The 15,242-nt window shown below is 72.3% G+C and carries 15 protein-coding genes and 1 tRNA gene; 6 read left to right on the forward strand and 10 right to left on the reverse strand.

The genetic code is table 11. From position 1 onward, the window contains the following. Positions 1 to 46: 46 nt before the first annotated feature. From FLP23_RS08415 to FLP23_RS08450, 8 genes are all read right to left on the reverse strand, one after another. Positions 47 to 2,488, reverse strand: a complete 2,442-nt coding sequence (locus tag FLP23_RS08415; RefSeq protein WP_149325444.1) for a DEAD/DEAH box helicase — start codon at positions 2,486 to 2,488, stop codon at positions 47 to 49. Further along, positions 2,485 to 3,372: a twin-arginine translocase subunit TatC gene (gene tatC, locus FLP23_RS08420; protein ID WP_425468241.1), complete on the reverse strand. Its 888-nt coding sequence runs from the start codon at positions 3,370 to 3,372 to the stop codon at positions 2,485 to 2,487. The genes FLP23_RS08415 and tatC overlap by 4 nt, the downstream gene beginning before the upstream one ends. A 5-nt stretch (positions 3,373 to 3,377) precedes the next feature. Further along, positions 3,378 to 3,629 carry a twin-arginine translocase TatA/TatE family subunit gene (gene tatA / locus FLP23_RS08425; protein WP_149325445.1) on the reverse strand — a complete coding sequence of 84 codons (252 nt, stop codon included), beginning with the start codon at positions 3,627 to 3,629 and terminating at the stop codon, positions 3,378 to 3,380. Positions 3,630 to 3,668: 39 nt separating this feature from the next. Next, positions 3,669 to 4,667 (reverse strand): helix-turn-helix transcriptional regulator, encoded by a 999-nt coding sequence (locus tag FLP23_RS08430; protein WP_149325446.1) that lies wholly within the window; start codon positions 4,665 to 4,667, stop codon positions 3,669 to 3,671. After that, positions 4,660 to 5,595 carry a helix-turn-helix transcriptional regulator gene (locus FLP23_RS08435; RefSeq protein ID WP_246139943.1) on the reverse strand — a complete coding sequence of 312 codons (936 nt, stop codon included), beginning with the start codon at positions 5,593 to 5,595 and terminating at the stop codon, positions 4,660 to 4,662. The genes FLP23_RS08430 and FLP23_RS08435 overlap by 8 nt, the downstream gene beginning before the upstream one ends. 63 nt (positions 5,596 to 5,658) lie before the next feature. After that, positions 5,659 to 6,654, reverse strand: coding sequence for an FKBP-type peptidyl-prolyl cis-trans isomerase (locus FLP23_RS08440; protein WP_149325448.1), 996 nt, complete (start codon positions 6,652 to 6,654; stop codon positions 5,659 to 5,661). 79 nt (positions 6,655 to 6,733) lie between these two features. Further along, positions 6,734 to 7,720, reverse strand: coding sequence for a tRNA (adenine-N1)-methyltransferase (locus FLP23_RS08445; protein WP_149325449.1), 987 nt, complete (start codon positions 7,718 to 7,720; stop codon positions 6,734 to 6,736). Beyond that, positions 7,717 to 8,433 (reverse strand): HAD family hydrolase, encoded by a 717-nt coding sequence (locus tag FLP23_RS08450; protein ID WP_281290297.1) that lies wholly within the window; start codon positions 8,431 to 8,433, stop codon positions 7,717 to 7,719. The genes FLP23_RS08445 and FLP23_RS08450 overlap by 4 nt, the downstream gene beginning before the upstream one ends. 67 nt (positions 8,434 to 8,500) lie before the next feature. On the opposite strand from FLP23_RS08450, the gene FLP23_RS08455 reads away from it, so the two are divergent. Next, the gene (locus FLP23_RS08455; RefSeq protein ID WP_149325450.1) at positions 8,501 to 9,355 is read left to right on the forward strand and encodes a proteasome assembly chaperone family protein; all 855 of its coding nucleotides are present in this window, start codon (positions 8,501 to 8,503) and stop codon (positions 9,353 to 9,355) included. A gap of 43 nt (positions 9,356 to 9,398) precedes the next feature. On the opposite strand, the gene FLP23_RS08460 is transcribed toward FLP23_RS08455, so the two are convergent. After that, entirely contained in the window at positions 9,399 to 10,247 is an 849-nt protein-coding gene (locus FLP23_RS08460) for an undecaprenyl-diphosphate phosphatase (RefSeq protein WP_149325451.1), read from the reverse strand. Between the two features lie 30 nt (positions 10,248 to 10,277). Then, positions 10,278 to 11,573 carry a M20/M25/M40 family metallo-hydrolase gene (locus FLP23_RS08465; protein WP_149325452.1) on the reverse strand — a complete coding sequence of 432 codons (1,296 nt, stop codon included), beginning with the start codon at positions 11,571 to 11,573 and terminating at the stop codon, positions 10,278 to 10,280. A 101-nt stretch (positions 11,574 to 11,674) separates the two neighbouring features. On the opposite strand from FLP23_RS08465, the gene FLP23_RS08470 reads away from it, so the two are divergent. The 5 genes from FLP23_RS08470 to FLP23_RS08490 all read left to right on the forward strand — a co-directional run bounded on the left by FLP23_RS08470 (position 11,675) and on the right by FLP23_RS08490 (position 15,236). Beyond that, positions 11,675 to 11,759 (forward strand) — tRNA-Leu (locus FLP23_RS08470). Positions 11,760 to 11,923: 164 nt separating this feature from the next. Continuing rightward, complete coding sequence (locus tag FLP23_RS08475; protein ID WP_210413820.1) at positions 11,924 to 12,553, forward strand: DUF1294 domain-containing protein; 630 nt, start codon at positions 11,924 to 11,926, stop codon at positions 12,551 to 12,553. Positions 12,554 to 12,598: 45 nt separating this feature from the next. Beyond that, entirely contained in the window at positions 12,599 to 13,336 is a 738-nt protein-coding gene (locus FLP23_RS08480; RefSeq protein ID WP_149325453.1) for a hypothetical protein, read from the forward strand. A 5-nt stretch (positions 13,337 to 13,341) separates the two neighbouring features. Next, a complete protein-coding gene (locus tag FLP23_RS08485; RefSeq protein ID WP_149325454.1) occupies positions 13,342 to 13,638 on the forward strand; it encodes a DUF1905 domain-containing protein in 297 nt (98 codons plus the stop codon). A 47-nt stretch (positions 13,639 to 13,685) separates the two neighbouring features. Next, the gene (locus FLP23_RS08490; RefSeq protein WP_149325455.1) at positions 13,686 to 15,236 is read left to right on the forward strand and encodes a DNA polymerase Y family protein; all 1,551 of its coding nucleotides are present in this window, start codon (positions 13,686 to 13,688) and stop codon (positions 15,234 to 15,236) included. Positions 15,237 to 15,242 lie beyond the last annotated feature (6 nt).

Genomic DNA, 15,242 nt, shown 5'->3' on the forward strand with positions numbered 1-15,242 from the left:
CGGCCCGGTTCCACGCATTTCCGCCTGAGTTGCGAAACGGGCGCGCTCAGCCGACGCTCGAGTAGGCGACGATCCCGCGCCGCACGCCGTCGATGGCGGTGCGCGCCGTGCGGCCGAGTTCGCCGTCGGCCACGATCGAGAGCTGGTCGAGCAGGTCGATCACCTGTTTCATCCAGCGCACGAAGTCGCCCGCCGCGAGATCGGTATCGCGCAGCACCGAGTCGAGCCGCGCCCCCTGCGCCCATCGGAAGGTGGCGAGTGCGAGGGCGGCCGAGAGCGGGCCCGTCTCGGGCAGCTGCCGGTCCTCCTCATAGCCGGAGAGCCGCGCCCACAGCTCCTCGGTGGCCACGAAGGCGTCCCGGAATCGGCCGCGCGGGACGCCCCGCTCGATGCCGCCGTCCTCGCGCCGCGGTTCGTACACGAGACTGCTTGCGAGCGCCGCGAGGGTCGGGGCGTCCACGCCGTCCCAGATGCCGTGGCGCAGCGACTCGGCGACGAGCAGATCGCGTTCCCCGTAGATCCGGCGCAGCTGCCGGCCGGATACCGCCACGACGAGCTGCCCGTCGGCGTCGCGTTCGAGGTAGCCGAGCTCCAGCAGCAGCTCGGTGATCCGGTCGAACACCTGGGCGACCGCCCCCGTGCGGCCCCGCACCTGTCCGGCGAGCTTGTCGTTCTCGCGCTTGAGCTGCCACCAGCGCTCCGCCCAGCGGGCGTGGGCCTCGCGATCGTTGCAGGAATGGCAGGCGTGCTGCTTCATGCGCCGCCGCAGCTCGTCGATCCGCCGCTGACGGCGGTCGCGCTCCGAGCGCGAGCCCTCCTGGGCGCGGGCCTGCTTGCGTTCGAGGTCGCTCAGCTCGCGGCGGATGCCGGCGTACTCGGCGAAGTCGCCCAGGTGGCAGCGCATCGCCTCGGCGTATCCGGCGAGCGACTTCTCCTGTTCCCGGATCTTGCGGGCCAGCCCCACGACCGCGCGGTCGGCCTGGAACTGCGCGAAGGAGCTCTCGAGGATCTCGCGCGTGCGATCCCGGCCGAACTGCTCGATGAGGTTGACCGCCATGTTGTAGGTGGGCCGGAAGCTCGAATTGAGCGGGTAGCTGCGGCGCGAGGCGAGCGAGGCGACCGCCTGCGGGTCGAGGCCCGAGGCCCACTGGATCACCGAATGGCCTTCGACGTCGATTCCGCGGCGCCCCGCGCGCCCGGTGAGCTGGGTGTACTCCCCCGGCGTGATCGGCACGCGTGCCTCGCCGTTGAACTTCTCGAGCTTCTCGAGCACGACCGTGCGCGCGGGCATGTTGACGCCGAGCGCGAGCGTCTCCGTCGCGAACACGACCTTCACGAGCTTGCGCTGGAACAGCTCCTCCACCACCTCCTTGAAGGTCGGGATGAGGCCCGCGTGATGCGCGGCGACACCGCGCTCGAGCCCGTCGAGCCACGCGAAGTAGCCGAGCACCCCGAGGTCCTCGTCGCGCAGTCCCGCGCAGCGCTCCTCGACGAGATGCCGGATCTCCTCGCGCTCCCAGCGCTCGGTGAGCCGCACCTCGGAGCGCAGCACCTGCTGCACGGCCTGCTCGCAGCCGACCCGGCTGAACACGAAGAAGATCGCCGGGAGCAGGTGCTTGCCGTCGAGCAGTTGCACGACCTCGGCGCGCCCGATGCGCTCCTCCTGCGGACGGCCGCCCTTCGAGTGGTACCGGCCCACATCGCGCATCTGCCGGGACCCCATCGTGCGACCGCCGTAGCGCGCCATCTGCACGAGGTCGGGGTTCACTCGACGCACATCCTCGGATCCGGAGGAGTCGAACAGCTCCACGAGCTTGCCGCGCATGAGCACGTGCTGCTCGAGCGGCACGGGACGGCGTTCCGAGACGATGACGTCGGTGTCGCCGCGCACCGCCTGCAGCCAGTCGCCGAACTCCTCGGCGTTCGACACCGTCGCCGAGAGCGACACCATCCGCACCGGCCGGGGCAGGTGGATGATGACCTCCTCCCAGACGGCCCCGCGGAAGCGGTCGGCGAGGTAGTGCACCTCGTCCATGACGACATAGGCCAGGTCGCGCAGCAGATCGGACTCGGCGTAGAGCATGTTGCGCAGCACCTCGGTCGTCATGACGACGACGCGGGCCGTGGAGTTGATGTTGGTGTCCCCCGTGAGCAGACCCACCTGCGCGGCGCCGTGCTGGGCGGCGAGCTCGGCGTACTTCTGGTTGCTGAGCGCCTTGATGGGCGTCGTGTAGAACACCTTCGCGCGCGGATCGGCGAGGGCCAGGTGCACCGCGAACTCGGCCACGACGGTCTTGCCGGCGCCGGTCGGGGCTGCGACGAGCACCGAGCGCCCCTCCTCGAGCACGCGACACGCCTCGAGCTGGAAGTCGTCGAGCTCCACGGGGAGTCGGGCGCGGAATCTCTCGACCTCGGGGGTCCGACTGCGGGCGCGGGATGCCGCGTAGCGCTCGGCGGGCGAGAGCACCGCCTCCTCGGGCGGGGTCATGCGCCGCTGAGGCTCGCCTCGAACGCCGCGCTGCGGCGCGCGACCGAGCGGTCGTGCCAGACCGAGATGCCGACCGCGGCGAAGTACAGCGCCACCATCGGGATGGCGAGCAGGAACATCGAGATGACGTCGGCGGCGGGTGTCGCGATGGCCGTGAACAGCGTGATGGCCAGGATGGCCCAGCGCCAGCCTTTGAGGATCGTCTGCCCCTGCAGCACGCCCGCGAAGTTCAACAGCACGAGGAACACCGGCAGCACGAACGCGACACCCGTGGCGAGCACGAGCTTGAGCACGAAATCGAGATAGGTCTTCGCCTCGTAGTAGGTGGTGGCACCGGGGGGCACGAGGGTGAACATGATCTCCACGATGTGCGGCAGCACGAACCACCCGGCCGCGCACCCGGCGAGGAACAGCGGCACCGCGGTGAAGAAGAAGCCGAAGGTGTAGCGCTTCTCGCGCGTGGTGAGTCCCGGTACGAAGTAGGCGAAGAGCTGGTAGAGCCAGACGGGGCTCGAGATCACGATGCCCGCGACGAGCGCCACCTGCAGCTGCATGTCGAACGCGCCCGTGATGTTGGTGAAGTTGAGCGCCACCTTGTCGGGGTCCGCGCCCTTCGCCGCGGCGATCCGCAGCACGGGGTCGCTGATCGCGCCCCAGGTGCCGCGGCCCTCGAGCGCCTTGGCCGCGCCCGGGATGACGGGCTCGAGCAGATTGCCGAGCCAGCCGAGGTCGTAGATCGCCCAGCCGATCACGGCGCCGCCGACGATCGCGATGGCGGCGCGCGTGAGCCGCTTGCGCAACTCGATGAGATGCTCCGCGAGCGACATCCGCCGCTCGGGGTTTCCCTTGCGGGGACTCGCGCGCCGGGCCGAACCGACGGCCACGGCGGCTACGGCTTGTCGGCGGGCTTGCTCGCCGTGTCCGCCGGCGTGGATGCGGCCGGGGTCGTGTCGCCGGAGGCGGCCTCCGAGGTCGCGGTGCCGTCCGCCTCGTCGTCGGACTTCATCTCCTTGCGGAACACCTTGACCGACTGGCCGACGCCCTTGGCGAGCGCGGGAAGCTTCGTGGCGCCGAACAGCAGCAGGATGACGACGAGGATGATCAGCAGGTGAGGCCAGCCGAATGCGTTACCGAAAGGCATGAGATCCGTCCCGTCGTGATGCGTGCAGGTGGCCTCAGTCTACGCGTACCGCGCGAGACCGGCGGCGGCCCACTCCGCGACCGCGCGCCGCGCCTGCTCCGGGGCGACGACGCGCACCGTGCCGGGCAGTCCCGCGATGAGCCGCTTGAGCCCGTGGTAGTGCGAGACCCGCAGCGTCGTGCGGATGCGGTCGCCCACCTCGCTCGTGAGCGCGCCGTCGGGGATGTAGTCGGCGAGCAGCCCGATGACCTCCGGGGCCGCCTCGATGGTCACCTCGAGGTCCTCGTCGGATGGCTCGAAGAGGGTGTCGGGCAGCCGCACCTCCTCGGGCGTGTGCTCGATCGGCAGCTCCGTGAGCACGAGGTCGCTCATCCGGTCGAAGCGGAAGGTGCGCAGCGCGCGTCTCAGGTGGCACCAGCCGCGCAGGTACCAGTCGGCGTCGATCGATTCGACGCGCAGCGGGTCGACCTCGCGCTCCTCGCGCTCGCCGCGCGAGTTGAGGTAGCCGAAGCGCAGCCGCCGCCCCTCGGTGACCGCGCGTCGCACGAGGGCGAGCACGTCGCCGCCCTCGCCGTGCGCCACCGCGAGTTGGCTCGGTTCGGCGGATGCCCCGTGCGAGAGCTTCGCGACGAGCCCGCGGAGGGTCGCGCGGTCGGCGTTCTCGGGCAAGGCCTGCAGGTACTGCAGCCCCGCGATGAGCGCGGCCGCCTCTCGGGCCGAGAAGCGGGGGGCGTCGTCGATGCCGACATGCTGCGTGATGGCGATCTCGTCGTCGTCGAGGAAGGCGTCCCAGTCGATGTCGAAGAGGTCTTCGTGCTGGTAGGAGGCGGTGTCGCCGGGGATGCCGCTCATGGCGATGAGCGACACCGAGCTGCGCACCTCCTCGGCGGTCACCCCGAAGTGCGCGGCGGCCTCCCGCACGCTCACCCGGTCGTGCTCGAGCAGCCACGGGACGAGGGCGAGCAGGAAGGCGAGCTTGTCGCGCGCCTGGGGGGCGGGAACCGCCCGAGAGGGGACGCGATGCCGACGGTCAGCCATGATCGGCCACCGTCTGCCGCAGTCGGGCGATGACGGCCTCGCGCAGGGCGGGCGGGGACACCACGAGCACCTCGGGTCCGAACGCCGCAAGCTCGTCGGCGAGGATCGCGAGGTCCACGAAATGCACGCGCAGGATGCCGGGGGCCGTCTCCTCGGTGCCGCGGCGGTGCGCGAGTCGCACGGCCGCATCCGATCCGGCGCGCACCTCGATCTCGGCGACGCCGGCCTCCCAGATCGCCTCCAGCTCGGCGAGGGCGCGCGCCTTGTGGTCGCCGGGGCGCTCGGGCGCGGCTTTGCCCGCCGTGACCTTGCCGACGATCCGGCGCAGCAGGAAGGTCTTCTCGTCGCCCGTGGCGAGCTCTTCGGCGGCCAGGTGCCACCGCCCGTCGTACTGCACGAGGGCCAGCGGGATCACCTCGCGCTCGCGGGCGCGCGGCTCGCCCGGCTTGAGGTATCCGAAGCGCACGAGCTGCCGACGGTCGATCGCCTGGGTGAGCGGTTCGAACGCGGGGTCGCGCAGGCGCAGCCGGGGCGCGTAGCCGAGCACCGGCTCGTCGGCGGCGATGCCGAGCGCGCGCAGCTTGACGATCGCCCGCCGCGACTCGGCGTTGAGCGAACCCTCCCGCCAGGCCATCGCGGCGAGGTTGAGCAGCGCGATCTCCTCGCCCGTGAATCGCACGTCCTCGGGCAGGTCGTAGGCGCCCTTGGGGATGCGGTAGCGCAGGTTGTGGTTGTCGCCGGGCTCGCCGAGCGGCTCGATCGTCTCGAGCGGCACGCCGAGCTCGCGGATGTCGTCCTTGTCCCGCTCGAACTGCCGCTCGAGGTTCGCGTTGTCGCCGCCCGGCGTGTAGCGCTGGGCGTAGCCGCGCACGCTCGAGAGGATCTCGGCCTTCGTCAGCCCCGACTCGGTCGCCACGAGGGCGAGCACGAGGCTGAACAGCCGATCCTCGACGGGGACCGGCGCGGGTGCGGGTTCCGGGCTCGTCGTGGCCTACTTCGCGTCAGCGGTGCGCTGGATGCCGAGCACGTCGATGACGTAGATCAGGGTGTCGCCCGCCGTGGTTCCGCTCGGCCAGGCGCCTTCGCGGTAGGAGTCGTCGGGGGCCACGACCGCGAGCAGCTGCGAGCCGACCTTGGCGCCGACGAGCGCATCGAACACGCCCGGCGTTACCCCGGTCTGACCGCTCGGGTCGTTCACGACGGGAACCGTCTGCGGCACGCCGTCCCAGGTACTGCTCGTGCTGCGCAGCTGGTCGCCGTCCTTCGGCCACACCCAGATCGACACGTGCAGGACGGCGTAGTCGCCGTCGCCGAGAGCGGGGCCGCTGCCGGCCTTGATCGTCGCGATGCGGGTCGAGGACGGTGCGTCGCCCGCCGGGACCGTGATGCCGGGGGTGCCGTTGGGTGCCGTGACGACGTTGGGCATGCCGTCCTGCGGCAGCTGGTTGACGCCGTTCGCCTTGCCGAGGAAGGTGCCGACGATGTCGATCACGAAGACGATCGTGGCGTCCGGGTCGGAGACGCCGACCGAGCTCGTGTCGACGCCCGAGACGCCCATGGGCGACACGATCGAGATCCGGTCGCCGACGCGCGCGCAGGTGAGGGACTCGTAGAGGGCGCCCTCGTCGCCGGCGAGGCCGCGCACGGCGAGCTGGCTGGGGTCGTACTTGGTCTGCAGCAGCACCGTGCCGGAGGCGCCGTCGATGACGCTCGCCTCGAAGTCCACGACGCCGCGCTGCGGTGTCGGCTCGCCCGTACCCTCGGTGAGCACGGTGCGCTGGGGGGTCGTGACGGCGATCGGGGCGGGCACGTCGATCGTGGGCTTCGCGGATCCGACCTCGCCCGACGCCGAGATGAGGGCGGATGCGTCGCCGGGCGCCACCTGCGGGTCGCAATTCGACGCGCCGGGGGCCGAGCAGCCGACCAGTGCCGAGGCGAGCACCGTCACGAGGGCGACGGAACTGACGAGGGCGGGGATGCGGCGCACGGAGCCTTCTTTCCTGACGGGGGTGCGTGACCTGGCGCGGGCGCACCGAGCGCGCCACGATGCACGAGGCGAGTCGAGTCTACTGTTCCGCGGCGGGGGTTCCGGCCGTGCCGCCGGTGGTGCGCTCGGCGAGTTGCTGCGCGTCGCGCACCACCCGGCGGATGCGCTTGTCGGTCTTGTCGCGCACCCCGAGTGCGCCCGGCGTCCACAGCTCGACGTCCTCGTCGCCGTACTCGGTCTTGGAGGCCCGGCGCACCGGGCGCGGGAGCACGGCACCGGGGGCGAGTCGGCGTGCGGCGATGAGGAACGCCGTGTGGGCGACCATGCGGTGATCCGGGCGGACGGCGAGGCCCTCGACGTGCCAGCCGCGCACGAGCGTCTCGGTCGAGCTCGGCTCGGTGTACAGCCCCGTCTCGCGGATCGCCTCCGCGACCCGCGAAAGCTGGGTCGCCGTCGCGACGTAGCAGACCAGCACGCCGCCGGGCGCGAGCGCGTCGGAGACGGCGTCGAGGCATTCCCAGGGGGCGAGCATGTCGAGCACGACGCGGTCGACGGTGCCGGCGTCGACCGCGGTCGGCAGCACCTCGGCGAGGTCGCCGATGCCGATCGACCAGTTCGCGGGGGCACTCCCCCGGAACGCCGCGACGTTGTTGCGCGCGACCTCGGCGAACTCCTCACGGCGCTCGAACGACAGCAGACGTCCCTGGTCGCCGACGGCGCGCAGCAGCCACAGCGACAGCGCCCCCGAGCCGACGCCCGCCTCGACGACCGTCGCGCCGGGGAAGATGTCGGCGATCCCGAGGATCTGCGCCGCATCCTTCGGGTAGATGATCGCGGCGCCGCGCGGCATCGACATCACGAAATCGGACAGCAGCGGACGCAGCGCCAGGTAGGCGTCGCCGTTGCTGGCCTCCACGACCGAGCCGTCGGGCAGGCCGATGAGCGTGTCGTGGGCGAGCATGCCGCGATGGGTGTGGAAGACCTTGCCCGGCTCGAGCGTGATGGTGTGCAAGCGGTTCTTGGGGCCGGTCAGCTGGACGCGGTCGCCCGCGGCGAAGGCGCTCATCGCACCGCCCCGTCCGCGAGCCGGGTCGCGTGCGCGGCCGCGAGCGCGGCGAGGCCGACGCCGTCGAGTCCGTTCGGCAGCAGCGTGTAGGCCTCGTCGGCGGGGAGGGGCACGTGGAAGGGCACCGCGACGGTCGTCGTGCCCGCGGCGACCGCCGAGGCGACGCCGGGCTCGGAGTCCTCGATCGCGACACAGTCGGCCGCATCCACCCCGAGCAGCTCGGCGGCGCGCAGGTACGGCTCGGGGAACGGCTTCGGCTGCTCGACTTCGTCGCCCGCGACGATCGCGTCGAAGGCGGGGCCGCCGAGCTCGTGCTCGAGAGCCGCCTCGATGCGGTCGGCCATCCGCCGCACCGACATCGTGACGAGGGCGGTCGGGATGCCGGCGGCGCGCACCTCGGCGAGCAGTTCGCGCGCCCCCGGGCGCCACGGCACGTGCTCGGCGATCTGATCCATCACGCGGTCGGTGAGGATCGTGATGATCTCCTCCGCCGAGAGTCCCACACCGTGCGACTGCAGCACGGCCGCCGAGGCGTGCAGGCCGTTCCCGACGAGGCCGATCGCGTCGGCGTGCGTCCAGGTGCCGCCCCAGGAGGTGACGAGCTCGCCCTCGGCGCGCATCCAGTACGGCTCCGTGTCGACGAGGGTGCCGTCCATGTCCCAGAGCACGGCGGCGACTCGGGCGGGGCTCGGCTCAAGGATCGGCGTGCTCACGACGGGCAAGTCTACGGGCGCGGTCCTATCCTGAGGTGAGCGCCCGTGCGGGCGGAGAGGCGGAACGGTGACGGAAGGTTCGGACGACTGGGGCCACGGCGGCTCGACGCTCGTCGTCGCCTTCGAGGGCTGGAACGATGCGGGCGAGGCGGCGTCGAGCGCCGTGAGGGCGCTGCGTGACCAGCTCGAGCTCGCCCCCATGGTCGAGGTGGACCCCGAGGACTACTTCGACTACCAGTTCAACCGTCCCCTCATCGGCTTCGACGACAACGGCGAACGCCTCATCTCCTGGCCGAGCGTGACGCTGTCCGGCCCGGTCGATCGCGGTGCCGGCATCCACGTGCTGCTCGGCACCGAGCCGTCGCGCGGTTGGAAGACCTTCACCGAGGAGGTGCTCGACGCCATCTCGGTCGCCGGCATCGAGCGCATCGTGTTCATCGGCGCGATGCTCGCGGATGTGCCGCACACCCGGCCGATCTCGGTGTTCGCCTCGAGCGAGAACGTCTCGGTGCGCGAACGGTTCTCCCTCGAGCGCTCGAGCTACGAGGGCCCCGTCGGCATCATCTCGGTGCTCGCGGATGCGGCGGAGCGCTCCGGGATCCCGACGATCGCCGTCTGGGCGTCCGTGCCGCACTACGTGCACAACGCGCCGTCCCCCAAGGCGACCCTCGCGCTCATCGAGCAGCTCGAGGAGTTCATCGAGGTGCGCATCGAGCGCGGTTCGCTCGTGGAGGACGCCGAGGCCTGGGAGAAGGGCATCGACGCGCTCGCGAGCGACGACGACGACATGTCGGCCTACATCGAGCAGCTCGAGCAGGCGCGCGACACGGTCGACTCCCCCGAGGCCTCCGGCGACGCGATCGCCGAGGAGTTCGAGCGCTACCTGCGCAAGCGCGACGGGGACCAGCCCCCCGCGCCGTAGGGGATGGTTTCGATACGCCCGCTTCGCGGCGTATCGGAACCGGCTACGGCTGCAGCACGTCCGTCGACAGCAGCACGATGAGCACCCCGCCGAGCAGCAGGCGGTAGATCACGAACGGCAGGAACGACCGCTTCGAGATGTACCGCATGAGGAACGCGATCACGGCCCAGCCCACCCCGAAGGCGACGATCGTGGCGACCGCGGTCGGCAGCGCACCGTAGGCGTTCTCGGCCGGGTCGCGGAACGAGGTGACGAGCTCGTAGAGGCCGCTGCCGAACACGGCGGGCACCGCGAGCAGGAACGAGTACCGGGCGGCCGCGGGCCGCGTGTACCCGAGGGCGAGCCCCGCGCTCGTGGAGGCGCCCGAACGGCTCACCCCGGGGATGAGGGCGAGCATCTGCGCGATGCCGATCAGGATGCCGTCGCGGTAGGAGAGCTCGGTGAGCTCTTTGCTGCGGCGGCCCAGCCAGTCGGCGAGGCCCAGCAGGATGCCGAACACGATGAGCACGATCGCCACGATCCACAGCGAGCGGAAGGTGCTGCGGATCGAGTCCTGCAGGAAGTAGCCCGCGAGCACGATCGGGATGGTTCCGATGATGATGAGCCACCCCATCCGCACATCCGCGTCGCCCTTCTGGATGCCGGCCGAGTGGGTGCCGCCCTTCGCGCCGAAGGAGCGGAACCACTTGCCGATGATGCGGGTGATGTCCTTCCAGAAGTAGATGAGCACCGCGGTCTCGGTGCCGAGCTGGGTGATGGCGGTGAAGGTCGCGCCGGGGTCCCCCCAGCCGGCCACGTCGCCGAGGATGCGCAGGTGCGCGCTCGAGGAGATCGGGAGGAACTCGGTGAGGCCCTGCACGAGGCCGAGGATGATCGCTTGGAGGAAGTCCACGGGGTCCGATTCTGTCAGCGCGGGCGGGGGTCAGGCGTCGAGGAGCAGCTCGGTGAGCACGGCGCGTCCGAAGGCGAGGGCGTCGAGCGGGACCCGCTCGTCGACGCCGTGGAACATCGCCGGGAAGTCGAGTCCCGGGCCGAGGCGCAGCGGGGCGAAGCCGTAGCCGGTGATGCCGAGCACGCTGAGCGCCTTGTTGTCGGTGCCGCCCGAGAGCAGGTAGGGCAGCACGGCCGCCCCGGGGTCGTGGCGCTGCAGCGCGCCCACCATGCGCTCCACAAGGGCACCCGAGAACGGGTTCTCGAGGCCCACATCGTGGTGCACGACCTCGATCTCGATCTCCGGGCCGACGAGCTCGCGCAGCTGCTCGAGCACGGCCTCCTCCTGGCCGGCGAAGGGGCGCACGTCCACGAGCGCCTCGGCACGATCCGGGATGACGTTGTGCTTGTAGCCGGCCTCGAGCACCGTCGGGTTGGAGGTGGTGCGCACGGTCGAGCGCAGGAAGCCCGCGGCGACGCCGGTGCGCTCGATGAGGTCCACCGCATCCTCCCCGGGGGCGGCGTCGAGCAGGCGGCGCACCTCGGCGAGCATGGCCGTGGTGGTCGGGCCGAACTGCACGGGCCACTCGTGGCGCCCGACGCGGGCGATCGCCTCGGCGAGCTTCGTGACGGCGTTGTCGTGGATGACGCGCGAGCCGTGCGCCGCGACCCCGCGGGCGACGAGGCGGATCCAGACGAGCGCCTTCTCCCCCGTCTGCAGCAGGTAGGCGCGCTTCCCGGCGAGCTCGATCGAGTAGCCGCCCACCTCGCTGATGGCCTCGGTGGCGCCGGCGAAGAGCTCGGGATGGTGCGCGACGAGGTGGTGCGAGCCGTACACGCCGCCGTTCTCCTCGTCGGAGAAGAACGCCACCACGAGGTCCCGCGCCGGGCGGCGCCCCGAACGCAGGATGTCGCCGAGGCTCGTGAGGATCATGGCGTCCATGTCCTTCATGTCGACGGCGCCGCGGCCCCACAGCATCCCGTCGCGGATCTCGCCCCCGAAGGGGTCGACGCTCCAGTTCGCGGGGTCGGCGGGCACGACGTCGAGGTGACCGTGCACGACGAGGGCGGGGCGGCTCGGGTCGGCGCCCTCGACGCGGGCGACGACGCTCGTGCGGCGTGGTGCCGCGTCGATCAGCACCGGGTCGAGCCCGAGCGAGCGCAGCTCCGCCTCGACGTACTCGGCCGCCTCCGTCTCGCCTGTCGCGCGACCGGCACCCCAGTTGGTGGTGTCGAAGCGGATGAGGTCGCGGGCGATCCGGGCGGTGTCCTCGAGTGCGCCGTCCATGCGACCACGCTACCGGTCGCGCTCGCGGGCGGGCGTGCGTCGAGCGCCCCCTGCAGCCGTGCTAATGTCTATCTTCGGTTCTCGTGATGAGAATCGCACTCGCGCGGGTGGCGGAATTGGCAGACGCGCTAGCTTGAGGTGCTAGTGCCCGTATAGGGCGTGGGGGTTCAAGTCCCCCCTCGCGCACGCGAGTCGAAGGCCCCGGATCGTTGATCCGGGGCCTTTACCCTTGCCCGCACTGTCTGCCCCAGCGCTGTCTGCCCCAGCACTGTCTGCCCCAGCACTGGGGTGCCCCGCTCCTGGCGCGGCACTGTGCCGCTCAGTCCGCCGGACGTAACATCCTCTGCAAGATGAAACCCGGCCCCGTGCGCATGAAAGGCGTGCTGACGACCTGGAACGACGACCGAGGATTCGGCTTCGTCGCCCCCGCCGTCGGCGGGCCGGACGTGTTCGTGCACATCTCGGCGTTCCCCGAGGGCGCCCTGCGTCCGGTCGAGGGCGACGAGGTCGGCTACGAGCTGGAGTTCTCCCCCGACGGCAAGCCGCGTGCGGCGCGGGCGCAGACCCTCCGGCACGTGCCGGCGCCGGCACGGGTGCGCCGCCCCAACCCGCCGCAGCGTTCGAGCAGGCTCGGTTATGTGGCGATCCTGGCGTTCGGCTGCATCGTGTTCGTGCGGGCGCTCGTGCATCCGCTGCCGTTCTGGGTGGCGGTGCTGTACGGCGGGGCGAGCGTCGTGACGTTCATCGCCTACGCCGTCGACAAGCGTGCCGCGCAGACCGACAACTGGCGGGTGCCCGAGGGCTCGCTGCTCGCCCTCGGGGTGATCGGCGGCTGGCCGGGGGCGATCGTGGCGCAGCAGGTGCTGCGGCACAAGACCCTCAAGGCGAGCTTCCAGTGGGCGTTCTGGATCTCGGTCGTCGTGAACGTGCTGGGGTTCGCGGCGCTGTCGTGGCTTGCGGCGCTGCCGTCCGAGCTCTGAGAGCGCTCCTTCCCGCTGTCGTCCGCGCGGCGTAGCATCGAACGCATGTTCGAGATGGCGCAGACCCGTGGGGACGAGATCCGTGCCCTGCAGGATCGCATCCACGGGATGCAGCGCACGCGCCTCGACGACCGCCGGCTGCCCACCTCCTCGGCGCTCTCCGAGCTGCTGCCGGGCGGCGCGCTCGCGGCGGGCGCCAGCTACGTCATCGAGGGCTCGACCGCGCTCGCCCTCGAGCTGTTGCGCGAGCCGAGCCGGGCCGGATCCTGGTGCGCGATCGTGGGGATGCCCGACCTCGGGGTGGAGGCGGCCGCGGCGGCCGGGATCGAGCTCGAGCGGCTCGTGCTCGTGCCGCATCCGGCCGAGCAGTGGTTCGCGGTGGTCTCGGCGCTCATCGACGCGGTCGCGGTGGTGCTCGTGCGCCCGCCGACCGGAAAGCGGGTCGGCGAGGCGGCGGCGACCCGACTCGCCGCACGGCTGCGGCAGCGCGAGGCGGTGCTCGTGGCGACGGGCGACTGGCCGCGTGCCCAGGCGCGGCTCACCGTGCCCGAAAGCGATTGGGCGGGGATCGGCGCGGGGTTCGGGCATCTCGCCGCCCGCCAGCTGACGGTGGCCGCGAGCTCCCCCGCCTGGCAGGGGCGCACCCGATCGCGGCGGCTCTGGCTTCCGGATGCGCGGGGTGCGGTCTCCCCCGTCGCGGCGCGCGAGGTCGTGGTGCGCGAGGTGGTGCGCGAGGTGGAGCGCGCTGCCGGGCGCGCTTCCCGTCACGCGGCCGTAGGCTGACCGGCATGCGGTACCGCTTCACGAGCGAGGTGCGGCGCTGGGAGGCCCGCCGCGACGACTGGTTTTTCGTCGATCTGCCGCTCGACGCCTCGGCGGAGATCCACGAGTGGGCGGATGCCCGGCCGCGTGCCGGGTTCGGCGCCGTGAAGGTCGTCGCCCGGGTGGGCGGCACCTCGTGGTCGACCTCGATCTTCCCCGGGGCGTCCGGCGTCTACAGCCTCGCGCTGGCCGCCCGCATCCGTCGCGCCGAGTCCATCGAGCCCGGTGAACTGATCGAGGCCGAGGTCGAGCTGCAGGGCTGACTCCGCATCCCGCTTGCGATACTCGAACACATGTTCGAGAATGAGGCATGACCGCATCCGATCCGCGACTGCTCGTGCTGCTGCTGCCCGACTGGGCCGTGCGTGCGCAGGCGCGCGAGCAGCGCATCCCCGAGGACGCCGCGCTCGCGCTCGTCGCGAAGGGACTCGTGGCAGCCTGCTCCCCCGCGGCCCGTGCCGACGGCGTGCGGGTCGGCATGCGGCAGCGCGAGGCGCAGGGGCGTTGCCCGGGGCTGCGGATCGCACGCGAGGATCCGGCCGTCGCGAGCCGTGCCTTCGAGCCCGTGCTCGCCGCACTCGAGCAGGCGGTGCCGGGATGGCATCCGCTGCGCCCCGGGGTCGCCGCGATCCGCGCGCGCGGTGCCGCCCGCTACTACGGCAACGAGCGGGCGGCGGCGCGCACGGTCGCCGGCATCGCCGTCGAGCACGGGGCCCCGGGCGCCCGGGTCGGCATCGCCGACGGCCTGTTCGCGGCCGAGCTCGCCGCCCGCGGCGTCGGCACCACGTCTCCGGCGGCGGATCCGCTGCACCTCGTGCCCACCGCCGGCACCGCCGCCTTCCTCGCCCCGCTGCCCGTCGCCGCCCTCGGCGACCCCGAGCTGGCCACCCTGCTGCCGCGCCTCGGCATCCGCACCCTCGGCGCATTCGCGGCCCTCTCCGCCGACGACGTCGCCGCCCGTTTCGGGCCGCTCGGCGCCCGGCTGCATGCCCTCGCCGCGGGGCGGGACCCGCGCGGGGCCGCCCCGCGCATCCCGCCGCGCGACCTCGACGCCGTGGTCGACTTCGAGCCGGCCGTCGAACGCGTCGACGAGGTGGCCTTCGGGGTGCGGGCGGCGTGCGACGACTTCGTGCTGGCCCTGCTGCACGAGCGGCTGGTCTGCACGGCGCTGCGGGTCGAGCTGCACGGCGACCGCGGCGAACTCGATGAGCGCGTCTGGCTGCATCCGCGCTCCTTCTCGGCCGCCGAGGTGGTCGACCGGGTGCGCTGGCAGCTGCAGGCCACCGAGCTCATGCGCTCGGGCGTCGTGCGGGTGCGGCTGAGCCCCGACGCGGTCGACCCGGTGCAGGCGCACGAGCGGGGGCTCTGGGGCACCGGACCGGATGAGCGCGTGCACTCCGCGCTCTCGCGCGTGCAGGGCATGGTGGGGCATCGCGGCGTGCTCACCCCGCGCCTCGCGGGCGGCAGGCGCCCGGCCGATCGGCAGCAGCTGGTGCCGTGGGGCGACCGCGGGGTCGCCGTCCGCGAGCGGGTGCGCCCGTGGCCGGGCGCGCTGCCGGATCCGCCGCCCACGACGGTGTTCGAGGTGCCGCGCCCGCTGCGCGTGGAGGACGTGCACGGTCGCCCGGTGACGGTCGACGACCGCGGTGCGGTGAGTGCGGCCCCCGCCGTGATCGTCGCGCAGAGCGGCACCCGCCGCGAGCTCACCGCCTGGGCGGGGCCGTGGCCGCTCGAGGAGCGCTGGTGGGATCCGGCATCCGCTCGCGCCGTCCACCGGCTGCAGGCGGTCGACACCACGGGATGCGCGTGGCTGCTCGTGCTCGACGGCGACGGCTGGTGGGCCGAGGGACGGTACGACTGATGGGCG

Origin of the sequence: Protaetiibacter larvae (assembly GCF_008365275.1) — a bacterium.
Lineage (GTDB): Bacteria > Actinomycetota > Actinomycetes > Actinomycetales > Microbacteriaceae > Homoserinibacter > Homoserinibacter larvae.

What these genes read in the sequence shown, in the direction of transcription:
- FLP23_RS08415 (WP_149325444.1), bottom strand. Translation starts at nt 2,488, where the DNA reads ATGACCCCGCCCGAGGAGGCGGTGCTCTCGCCCGCCGAGCGCTACGCG.
- tatA (WP_149325445.1), bottom strand. Translation starts at nt 3,629, where the DNA reads ATGCCTTTCGGTAACGCATTCGGCTGGCCTCACCTGCTGATCATCCTC.
- FLP23_RS08430 (WP_149325446.1), bottom strand. Translation starts at nt 4,667, where the DNA reads ATGGCTGACCGTCGGCATCGCGTCCCCTCTCGGGCGGTTCCCGCCCCC.
- FLP23_RS08445 (WP_149325449.1), bottom strand. Translation starts at nt 7,720, where the DNA reads ATGAGCGCCTTCGCCGCGGGCGACCGCGTCCAGCTGACCGGCCCCAAG.
- FLP23_RS08465 (WP_149325452.1), bottom strand. Translation starts at nt 11,573, where the DNA reads ATGGACGGCGCACTCGAGGACACCGCCCGGATCGCCCGCGACCTCATC.
- FLP23_RS08475 (WP_210413820.1), top strand. Translation starts at nt 11,924, where the DNA reads ATGAAACCCGGCCCCGTGCGCATGAAAGGCGTGCTGACGACCTGGAAC.
- FLP23_RS08480 (WP_149325453.1), top strand. Translation starts at nt 12,599, where the DNA reads ATGTTCGAGATGGCGCAGACCCGTGGGGACGAGATCCGTGCCCTGCAG.
- FLP23_RS08485 (WP_149325454.1), top strand. Translation starts at nt 13,342, where the DNA reads ATGCGGTACCGCTTCACGAGCGAGGTGCGGCGCTGGGAGGCCCGCCGC.
- FLP23_RS08490 (WP_149325455.1), top strand. Translation starts at nt 13,686, where the DNA reads ATGACCGCATCCGATCCGCGACTGCTCGTGCTGCTGCTGCCCGACTGG.